Annotated in this window: 8 protein-coding genes and 2 pseudogenes; 2 read left to right on the forward strand and 8 right to left on the reverse strand. The window is 74.0% G+C overall.

All coding sequences use genetic code 11. The features are described from left to right. Positions 1–99 precede the first annotated feature (99 nt). The 4 genes from recN to ACFYY6_RS38005 all read right to left on the reverse strand — a co-directional run bounded on the left by recN (position 100) and on the right by ACFYY6_RS38005 (position 4,138). Positions 100–1,845 (reverse strand): DNA repair protein RecN, encoded by a 1,746-nt coding sequence (recN, locus tag ACFYY6_RS37990; protein ID WP_351525587.1) that lies wholly within the window; start codon positions 1,843–1,845, stop codon positions 100–102. 214 nt (positions 1,846–2,059) lie between these two features. Continuing rightward, positions 2,060–2,968: an NAD kinase gene (locus ACFYY6_RS37995; RefSeq protein WP_389197715.1), complete on the reverse strand. Its 909-nt coding sequence runs from the start codon at positions 2,966–2,968 to the stop codon at positions 2,060–2,062. Then, positions 2,965–3,780 (reverse strand): TlyA family RNA methyltransferase, encoded by an 816-nt coding sequence (locus tag ACFYY6_RS38000; RefSeq protein WP_073791583.1) that lies wholly within the window; start codon positions 3,778–3,780, stop codon positions 2,965–2,967. Before ACFYY6_RS38000 ends, ACFYY6_RS37995 begins: the two co-directional genes overlap by 4 nt. A gap of 7 nt (positions 3,781–3,787) precedes the next feature. Then, complete coding sequence (locus ACFYY6_RS38005) at positions 3,788–4,138, reverse strand: hypothetical protein (protein WP_388650251.1); 351 nt, start codon at positions 4,136–4,138, stop codon at positions 3,788–3,790. A gap of 43 nt (positions 4,139–4,181) precedes the next feature. On the opposite strand from ACFYY6_RS38005, the gene ACFYY6_RS38010 reads away from it, so the two are divergent. Further along, the gene (locus ACFYY6_RS38010) at positions 4,182–4,529 is read left to right on the forward strand and encodes an SCP2 sterol-binding domain-containing protein (RefSeq protein ID WP_351525590.1); all 348 of its coding nucleotides are present in this window, start codon (positions 4,182–4,184) and stop codon (positions 4,527–4,529) included. Positions 4,530–4,573: 44 nt separating this feature from the next. On the opposite strand, the pseudogene ACFYY6_RS38015 reads toward ACFYY6_RS38010, so the two are convergent. Next, positions 4,574–5,239, reverse strand: a pseudogene (locus ACFYY6_RS38015) (ABC transporter ATP-binding protein); the annotation flags it as partial. 192 nt (positions 5,240–5,431) lie between these two features. Then, positions 5,432–6,463 carry an HAD hydrolase-like protein gene (locus tag ACFYY6_RS38020; protein ID WP_351525592.1) on the reverse strand — a complete coding sequence of 344 codons (1,032 nt, stop codon included), beginning with the start codon at positions 6,461–6,463 and terminating at the stop codon, positions 5,432–5,434. Positions 6,464–6,534: 71 nt separating this feature from the next. On the opposite strand from ACFYY6_RS38020, the gene ACFYY6_RS38025 reads away from it, so the two are divergent. Continuing rightward, entirely contained in the window at positions 6,535–7,815 is a 1,281-nt protein-coding gene (locus tag ACFYY6_RS38025) for a DUF1015 domain-containing protein (RefSeq protein ID WP_351634538.1), read from the forward strand. Between the two features lie 248 nt (positions 7,816–8,063). Here the strand turns inward: ACFYY6_RS38025 and ACFYY6_RS38030 are convergent, their stop codons facing one another. Together ACFYY6_RS38030 and ACFYY6_RS38035 are read right to left on the reverse strand one after the other, a co-directional pair. Next, positions 8,064–8,792, reverse strand: a complete 729-nt coding sequence (locus ACFYY6_RS38030; RefSeq protein WP_351526125.1) for a hypothetical protein — start codon at positions 8,790–8,792, stop codon at positions 8,064–8,066. Further along, a pseudogene (locus ACFYY6_RS38035) lies at positions 8,792–9,300 on the reverse strand (hypothetical protein); the annotation flags it as partial. The pseudogene ACFYY6_RS38035 and the gene ACFYY6_RS38030, both read right to left, overlap by 1 nt.

Below are 9,300 nucleotides of genomic sequence, written 5' to 3' on the forward strand. Positions count from 1 at the left end.
GCCTTGCGATCAATGGGGTCTCCCCTGCTCGAACAAGGCTGAGAGCTTGGGGAAGCACCGGACGACGCTCCTTCCGGGCAAACCTTGCCGGTCACAGCACTAGACGTCCGCCCGAGCCGCGGCCAGCAGCTCCTCCGCATGGGCGCGTGCCGTCTGCGAGTCCTCCTGGCCCGCGAGCATCCGGGAGAGCTCCCGTACCCGGTCCTCGCCCTCCAGGACCGTGACCCCGCTGCTGGTCACCGCCCCGTCGACCGTCTTCTCGACCAGCAGCTGCCGGTCCGCGAAGGCCGCCACCTGCGGCAGGTGCGTGACGACGACGACCTGCGCGGACCGGGCGAGCTTCGCCAGCCGCCGCCCGACCTCGACGGCCGCCTTGCCCCCGACGCCCGCGTCGACCTCGTCGAAGAGATATGTGGGCACGGGGTCGGAACCGGCGAAGACCACCTCGACGGCGAGCATCACCCGGGACAGCTCACCACCCGACGCCCCCTTGGCGATCGGCCTCGGCTGGGCGCCCGGATGCGGGGCCAGCAGGAGCTCGACCTCGTCGGCGCCGGACGGCCCGTAGAGCACGCTGCGCCCGCCGACGTCGATGCCGGAGGCCTCGTCGGCCGCCTCGGTCTGCCGGACGGCGAAGGAGACCCGGGCGTGCGGCATGGCGAGCGAGGCCAGCTCCTCGGTCACCGCCTCGGCGAAGCGTGCCGCCGCCTCCGTGCGCGCTTCGGTCAACTCCTGCCCCAGTACCGAGAGTTCGGCGCGCAGCGTGTCGCGTTCGGCTGTCAGCTCGCCGATCCGGTCGTCGTCGCCCTCCAGCTCGGTGAGCCGGGCGGAGCCCTCCTCGGCCCAGGCGAGCACGGCGGTGATGTCCTCGCCGTACTTGCGGGTGAGCGCGGCGAGCGCGGCGCGCCGCTCCTCCACAGCGGCGAGCCGCAGCGGGTCGGCGTCCAGCCGGTCGGCGTACCCGGCCAGCTCACCTGCCACGTCGGCCAGCAGGATCGAGATCTCGCCGATGCGGTCGGCGAGCGCGGCCAGGGCCGGGTCGTGGGAGCGCACGGCGTCCAGCGCGCGTCCGGCGGCCGAGACCACCGTCGTCGCGTCGACGCCCTCCGGGTCCTCCGGATTGCCCGCGAGCGCGGTGTGCGCGAGGGCCGCCGCGGAGGCGAGGGCCTCGGCGTGGCCGAGCCGCTCGGCCTCGGCTGCAAGGTCGGCGTCCTCACCCGCGACCGGTTCGACCGCGGCGATCTCGTCGAGGCCGAAGCGCAGCAGATCCGCTTCCTGGGCGCGTTCGCGGGCGCGCGTGGTCAGCTCGTCGAGCTCCGTGAGCACGGCCCGCAGCCGCCGGTACGCCGTCGTGTACCGGGCCAGCGGGAGGGCGACGCCGTCGCCCGCGTACCGGTCGAGGGCCTGCCGCTGCCGGGCGGGCTTGAGGAGCCCCTGCTGGTCGGTCTGGCCGTGCACGGCGACGAGTTCGTCGGCGAGTTCGGCGAGCACACCGACCGGCACGGATCTGCCGCCGAGATGCGCCCGGGAACGCCCCTCCGCGGAAACGGTACGGCTGATCAGCAGGGCCCCGTCGTCGAACTCGGCCCCGGCCTCCTCCGCCCGCGACGCGACGGCGTCGCCCTCGGACACCGTGATCCGCCCCTCGACGACCGCCGCCTTGGACCCGATCCGCACGAGGGCGGGATCGGCGCGTCCGCCGAGCAGCAGCCCCAGGCTGGTGACGACCATGGTCTTGCCCGCGCCGGTCTCGCCCGTCACGGCGGTGAACCCGGGCGACAGCTCGACCACCGCGTCGTCGATGACTCCGAGCGACCGTATCCGCATCTCCTCCAACACGGACATGACCTTACGAGGTCCGGGCCCCGGAGTGCGACGGGCCCCGCCTGCGCGATTCACTCTCCCGTGTGCACCTGGCGCGCCCGGTACCGCCAGCGGGGGAACGTCCGACGGTGCGTGCGGGGCGCCTCGCGGCCCCGGAAGGAGCGGCCGGTGCGGGGCCGCCGCGCCCCCGGGGCGACGGGCCGGTACGGGCCGCCTCTCCCCCGGGAACGGCCGGTCATTGCGGGACGCCGCGCCAGCCCGAGACGGGCAGGGCGAACTTGGCCACCAGCCGGTCCGTGAACGAGGCGTGGTGCAGCCGCGCCAGCCGTACCGGCACCGTGCCGCGCTGCACCTCGACCCGCGCACCGGCCGGCAGCTCCACGGTCCGGCGCCCGTCGCACCACAGCACCCCGTGCGGGGCGTGCTGCTGGACCTCGACGGCGAGCACCGAGTCCGGCGAGGTCACCAGCGGCTTGGCGAACAGCGCGTGGGCGCTGATCGGGACCATGAGCAGCGCCTCGACCTCGGGCCAGACGACGGGACCGCCCGCCGAGAAGGCGTAGGCGGTCGATCCGGTCGGGGTCGCGCAGACGATCCCGTCGCAGCCGAACCCGGTCACCGGACGGCCGTCGATCTCCAGGACGACCTCCAGCATCCGCTCGGCCGACACCTTCTGCACGGCCGCCTCGTTGAGCGCCCAGTCGGTGTGGACGACGTCGCCGTTGCTGCGCACCACGACGTCGAGCGTCATCCGTTCCTCGACCTGGTACTCCCGGGTGACGACCCGGTCGACGACCTTGTCCAGGTCGTCGCGCTCGGCCTCGGCGAGAAAGCCGACCCGGCCGAGATTGACGCCGAGCATCGGCACTCCGGAGGCGCGGGACAGCTCCGCGCCGCGCAGCAACGTCCCGTCCCCGCCGAGCACGATCAGCAGCTCGCAGCCGTCCATGGCCCCGGGGGTGGCGTCCGTGACCGTCTCGACGGACGGCGGCAGCGGCGGCAGGTCCTCCGCTTCGATGGCCAGTACCCGCACGCCGAGGCCGCTGCGCAGCAGTCCCTGTACCACGAGTTCGGCGCTGCGGATCGCGGCCGGGCGGCCGGTGTGTGCCAGAAGAAAGACAGTTCGTGCCGCATTCGTCGTCAACGAGGCCCCTCCGCCACTGCACGGTCGACATCCGCGGGATCCAGCTCCGGTGCTCCGGCCCGCAGCCACAGAAAGTACTCGACGTTCCCGGAGGGCCCCGGCAACGGGCTCGCCGTCACCCCCCGCACCCCGAGGCCCAGTTCCCAGGCCCGGCGTGCCACCTCACGCACCGCCTCCGCCCGCAGCGCGGGGCTGCGTACCACCCCGCCGCTGCCGAGCCGTTCCTTGCCGACCTCGAACTGCGGCTTGACCATGAGCACCAGGTCGGCGTCGGGGGCGGCGCAGCGCGCCAGGGCGGGCAGCACCAGCCCCAGCGGGATGAACGAGAGGTCGCCGACGACCAGGTCCACGGGCTGCCCGTCGATCGCCTCCGGCGTCAGCTCCCGCACGTTGGTGCGGTCCTTGACGGTGACGCGGTCGTCGGACTGGAGCGACCAGGCGAGCTGCCCGTAGCCGACGTCGACGGCGACGACGTGACCGGCGCCGGCCCGCAGCAGGACGTCGGTGAAGCCGCCGGTCGACGCGCCGGCGTCCAGGGCGCGTCGCCCCTCGACCTCCAGCCCGAGGGGCACGAAGGCGGCGAGGGCGCCCGCGAGCTTGTGCCCGCCGCGCGAGACGTACTCCGGGTCGCTGTCGTCCTTGATCACGACGAGCGCCGCACTGGTCTCGACCTGGGTGGCGGGCTTGGTCGCGGTGTTGCCCCCGACGGTCACCCGCCCCGCGGCGATCAGCTGGCTCGCGTGCTCGCGTGAGCGGGCGAGCTTGCGGCGTACCAGTTCGGCGTCGAGGCGGCGACGTGCCACTCCTGCCACGTTCGGTTCAGCTCCTGTTGTCGTACGAGGGCATCGGTGCGGGTGCGGGCCCGGTGTCCAGCGCGGTCAGCGTGGAGCGCAGGCCCTCGTGTACATCCTCGTACACCTGGACGTGCCCCTCCGCCGGGAGGTGGTCGGCATCGGCGAGACGTTCCAGCCAGGCGTCGACCCCGGCGTCCCCCGTGGAGATTCGGGCGATGCCGAGGGGCGCGGGGACGCCGGGCTCGGGAAGGGGCGCGGCACCGGGGGACGCGCCCTCGGCGACCGGGTCCGCCGCCGCTTCGGCGGACGGAGCCCCGGACGCCGTCGCGGGCACTGTTCCGGCCGCCGCACCGGGCCCCGGCATCGAGTCGCTCATGCGGGAAACGCTACCGCGAAGGGGTGCGGTACCGTCGGTCACGATGGCGACCATGGCTGAGTGCCGCAGCGCACTCGACAGACTTTCCGACAATCTCGCGGGGGCGAACGGCGACGTGCGCCTCGCGGCCGCTCTGGACCGTTCGCTGAGCTGTCACGTCAGGGACCTCGACGTCACCTTCGTCGGCCGGCTGACCGATGGCCGGATCCAGGTACTGAACACGGTGGACGGACCGCCTTGCGAGAAGGCCGAGATCCGGCTGGCGATGAACGGCGACGATCTGGTGGCGATGGTGGACGGCGAGCTGAACTTCGCGAAGGCGTGGGGATCGGGCCGGGTCCGCCTGGAGGCCGGCTTCCGTGATCTGCTGAGGCTCAGGGCGCTGCTGTAACGGCGCCGCGGGCGCGGGGCTCCGACCGGCCGTGCCGCCGTCAGCCCCTCGGCGATCACCGCTCCGTCACGCATCGCGACGAGATGGGTGGCGTAGCGGGCGGCGTGGTTCAGGTCGTGCAGGACGGCCACCAGCGTGCGCCCCTGCGTCTCGTGCAGCTCCGCGCAGAGGTCGAGGACATCGATCTGGTGCTGGATGTCGAGGTACGTGGTCGGCTCGTCGAGCAGCAGCAACGGCGTCTGCTGTGCGAGCGCCATGGCGATCCAGACGCGCTGTCGCTGCCCGCCGGACAATTCGTCGACATAGCGATCGGCGAGCGTGTCGACCCCGGTGGCCGCCATCGACTCCGCGACGATGCGTTCGTCGTCGGGCGACCACTGGCGCAGCAGCCTCTGGTGCGGGTAACGACCGCGTGCTACGAGGTCGGCGACGGTGATGCCGTCCGGCGCGACGGCGGACTGCGGCAGCAGCCCCAGCGTCCTGGCGACCGTCTTCGCCGGTATCCCGTGAATGGACTGCCCGTCGAGGAGCACCCGCCCGACGGTCGGCTTCAGCGTCCGGGAGAGCGCGCGCAGCAGGGTCGACTTGCCGCAGGCGTTGGGGCCCACGATCACCGTGAACGAGTGGTCGGGGATCTCGACCGAGAGGTTCTCCGCGATGAGCCGCCGGTCGTAGCCGAGGGTCACCGAGTCCGCGGTGAGGCGCTGCACGGTCGTATCTCCCGGAGTCGGAGGTGATCGGGCGGCGGAACCGCCGTCCGCCACCGCGGACGACGACCGGGCCGGGCCCCGCCCCGTCCCGCTGTACCGGGCCGGCCGCGCGGACCGGCGGCACACCCGGCACAACGAAGTTAGGTTAGCCTAACCTCTCCTCTCGACCGATCGTCGGGGGCACCACCAGCGCTACAGGCCCAGCCGGGCGAGCGCCTTCCCCGCGTCCAGGCCGCACGAACCGTCCCCGGCGTACGACCACGCCGCGCCGCACAATGCCCGCAGCCCGTCGAGCACGTCGTCGCCGTCCCCCTCCAGCACCATCTCCTCGCCGCGCACCGAGGCGCTCCAGTCGCGGCAGCCGAACCGGTCTCCCGCCCGTGTCACCTCGGGCTGCCCCGTCAGCAGCCCCCGCAGGTCCGCGTCGACGTAGGTGGGCCGGTGCTCCGGCCCGGCGGCCAGCAGCAGGGCCGCGTCCGTCACCCCGGTGAGCACGAGGAGGGAGTCCACACCGCCGTTGAACGCGCCCTCGATGTCCGTGTCCAGCCGGTCCCCGACGACCAGCGGCCGCTCGGCCCCGGTCCTCAGTACCGTCTCCCGGTGCATCGGCGGCAGCGGCTTCCCGGCGATCTGCGGCTCGGCCCCGGTCGCGATGCGTACGACCTCCACCGCCGCCCCGTTCCCCGGCGCGATGCCCCGGGCGCTCGGAATCGTCAGGTCCGTGTTGGACGCGAACCACGGCGCCCCGCGCCTGATCGCGTACGCCGCCTCCGCGAGCCGCCCCCATGTCATCTCGGGCCCGCCGTACCCCTGCGCCACCGCGGCCGGATCGTCGTCCGCCGACTCCACCGGGACCAGGCCGCGCTCCCGCAGCGCCACGCGCAGCCCCTCTCCCCCCACCACGAGCACCCGCGCCCCGGCCGGCAGCTGATCGGCCATCAGCCGGGCAACCGCCTGCGCGGAGGTGATCACATCGGTGGGCCCGGCCGGAATGCCGAGCTCGGTCAGGTGCGCGGCGACGGCGTCCGGCGTGCGCAGCGCGTTGTTGGTCACGTACGCGAGGTGCATCCCGCCGTCGCGCGCCGCGCCCAGGGAGTCGACGGCGTGCGCGATGGCGCGACCGCCCGCGTACACCACCCCGTCGAGGTCCAGCAGCGCCGTGTCGTACGCCTCGCTCAGGGCGGTGCCGCTGCCGCTCGGCCTGGTCCTGCTCGCCTGACTCATTCTTTGCGCTCCTCGGTACGGGCTTCTGTCCCGATCATCGCGCATCCCGGCCGCGCACTTACGATGCAGTGATGAACACATCAGGTCCGGCCCGCCGGGGACTGCGTCTGGTCCCGTTCCGCGGACTGCGTTACGTCCCCGAGCGGGTCGGCAGTCTCGCCGCGGTGACCTCACCGCCGTACGACGTCGTCGTGCGCCCCGACGGACTGCATCACCTGGAGTCGGCGGACCCGCACAACATCGTCCGGCTGATCCTGCCGCAGGCGGACACGGCCGCGGCCCGCAACAAGCAGGCCGCCGAGACCCTGCATCACTGGCTGGCCGAAGGGATACTCGCCCCCGATCCCACCCCCGCCCTGTACGTGTACGAGCAGCGGAACGCCGAGATCCTGCAGCGCGGCATCGTCGGGGCGCTGGCACTCTCCTCCCCCGCCGAGGGCGTGGTGCTGCCGCACGAGGACGTGATGGCGCACGTCGTCGAGGACCGGGCCGACCTGATGCGTTCCACGGCCGCCCATCTCGAACCGCTGCTGCTCACCTACCGCGGCGGCGGCGACGCCTCGGGCGCGGCCGGTGTCGTCGAGCGGACCGTCGACCGCCCGCCGCTGCTCGCGACGACCACGGAGGACGGTTTCCGCCACCGGCTCTGGGCGGTCACCGATCCGGCCGACCGGGCCGAGATCGAGACGGATCTCGCCCGCCACCAGGCCCTGATCGCCGACGGACACCACCGCTGGGCCACCTACCTCCGCCTTCAGCGGGAGCACACCGCACCCGGCCCCTGGGACTTCGGCCTGGTCCTGCTCGTCGACACGGCCCGCTATCCACTCCGGGTCCGCGCCATCCACCGGCTGCTGCACCGGCTGCCCGTCGCCGACGCGCTCGCCGCGCTGACCGGTCTCTTCCGCGTCCGTGACGTCGAGGGCCCGCTGCCCCACGCCCTGGACGTGCTCGCCGGGGCGGCGGCCGAGGGGAACGCCTTCCTGCTCGCCGGCGACGGCGGCTTCCACCTGGTCGACCGCCCCGACTCCGCGCTGCTGCGCCGTACGGTTCCGGCCGACCGCCCGGCCGCCTGGCGGTCCCTCGACGCGACGGTCCTGCACGCGGTCCTGCTGGATCATGTCTGGCGGATCCCGGACGCCCCGGAGCACATCGGGTACATCCACGACACGGCGGCCGCGGTGGAGCAGGCCGAGCGGCGCGACGGAACGGCGGTCCTGATGCACCCGGTGCACGAGGACGTGGTGCGGGACCTCGCCCGGCAGGGTGTGACCATGCCGCGCAAGTCGACGTCCTTCGGCCCCAAGCCGGCCTCCGGGCTGGTGCTGCGGAGCCTCGCTCTCGACGACTGATTCCGGACATGGGAGAGGGGGGGGGGGGCCCGGGGGGGGGGGGCCCCCCCCCCCCCGCGGCGGGGGGGGGGGGGGGGGGGGGGGGGGCGCCCCCCCCCCCCGGGGCGGGGCCCCCCCCCCCCCCCCCCCCCCACCCCCCCCCCCCCCGCCGGCCCCGGCGGGGCGGCGGGCCCGCGGCCCCGCGTCCAAGTTCGAGCGGCGGGGGGGGGGGGCGCCCGGGGGGGGGGCCCCCCCCCCTCTCCCCTGTCTCACGCTTCGGAGGAGCCGTTCTCGTCCTTGGCGCCGCGCTCGTGCTCGGCCGGGGCGGCGTCCGCCGCCGGGGCGTCCGCGCGCTCGTTCCCGTGTTCGCCCTCGTTCTCGTCGAGGGCGTCCACGAACTCGACCCCGTCCAGCTCGGCCAGCCGGTCGGACGCGTCCGTCACGCCGTCCTTGTCGGCCTCCAGCGCCTTGCCGAACCACTCGCGCGCCTCGTCCTCGCGCCCGGCGGCCAGCAGGGCGTCCGCGTACGCGTACCGCAGTCGCGGCGTCCACGCGTGCACGGCGTTCGAGGCGAGTTCGGAACTCTGCAGCGTGACGATGGCGGCGTCGATCTGTCCCAGGTCACGGCGGGCCCCGGCGGCCACCAGACGCATCTCGACCTGACCGGCCTTGTCCAGCTTCCGCACCTCGGGCTCACCGGCCATGGCCAACGCCCGCTCGGGACGTCCCAGTCCCCGCTCGCAGTCGGCCATGACGGGCCACAGCTCCACCGAACCGGTCATCCGCCTGGCCGCCCGGAACTCCGCGAGCGCCTCCGAGTACTTCTGCGTCGCGTACGCGGCGAACCCGGCCGCCTCACGCACGGCGGCGACCCTCGAGGCCAGCCGCAGAGCGACCCTGGAGTACGTGTACGCCTGCTCGGGGTCCTCGTCGATCAGCCGGGCCACCATGACGAGGTTCCTGGCCACGTCCACGGCGAGGGTCTTCGGCAGGCTCATCAGCTCCTGCCGCACGTCCTTGTCGATCTCGTCACCGGTGACGTCATCCGGGATGGGGAGCCGCTTGACGGGCTCGCGGTCACGATCGTCACGCCGTCCGTACCCGCCCCTGTCCTCGCGCCCCCGGTAGCCGCCCCGGCCACCGCGGTCGTCGCGCTGCCCGCGGTATCCGCCGCCACGGCTGTCCTCGCGCCGGTATCCGCTGCCCTGACGTCCGTCGCGGTCGTCGTCCCGACGCGGACCCCGGTACCCACCACGGTCATCGTCCCGACGCGGCCCACGATCCCGATCCCGATCCCGGTCGTCCCGACGGAACCCACCACCACGCCGATCATCATCCCGACGGAACCCACGATCCCGGTCGTCCCGACGATCATCCCGAGGAGTGCGAGGCCGGTCGTCCCTGCGCTCGAATCCGCTGCCCTGACGTCCGTCGCGGTCGTCGTCCCGACGCGGACCCCGGTACCCACCACGGTCATCGTCCCGACGCGGCCCACGATCCCGATCC

The organism is Streptomyces sp. NPDC001750 (genome assembly GCF_042892615.1).
Lineage (GTDB): Bacteria > Actinomycetota > Actinomycetes > Streptomycetales > Streptomycetaceae > Streptomyces.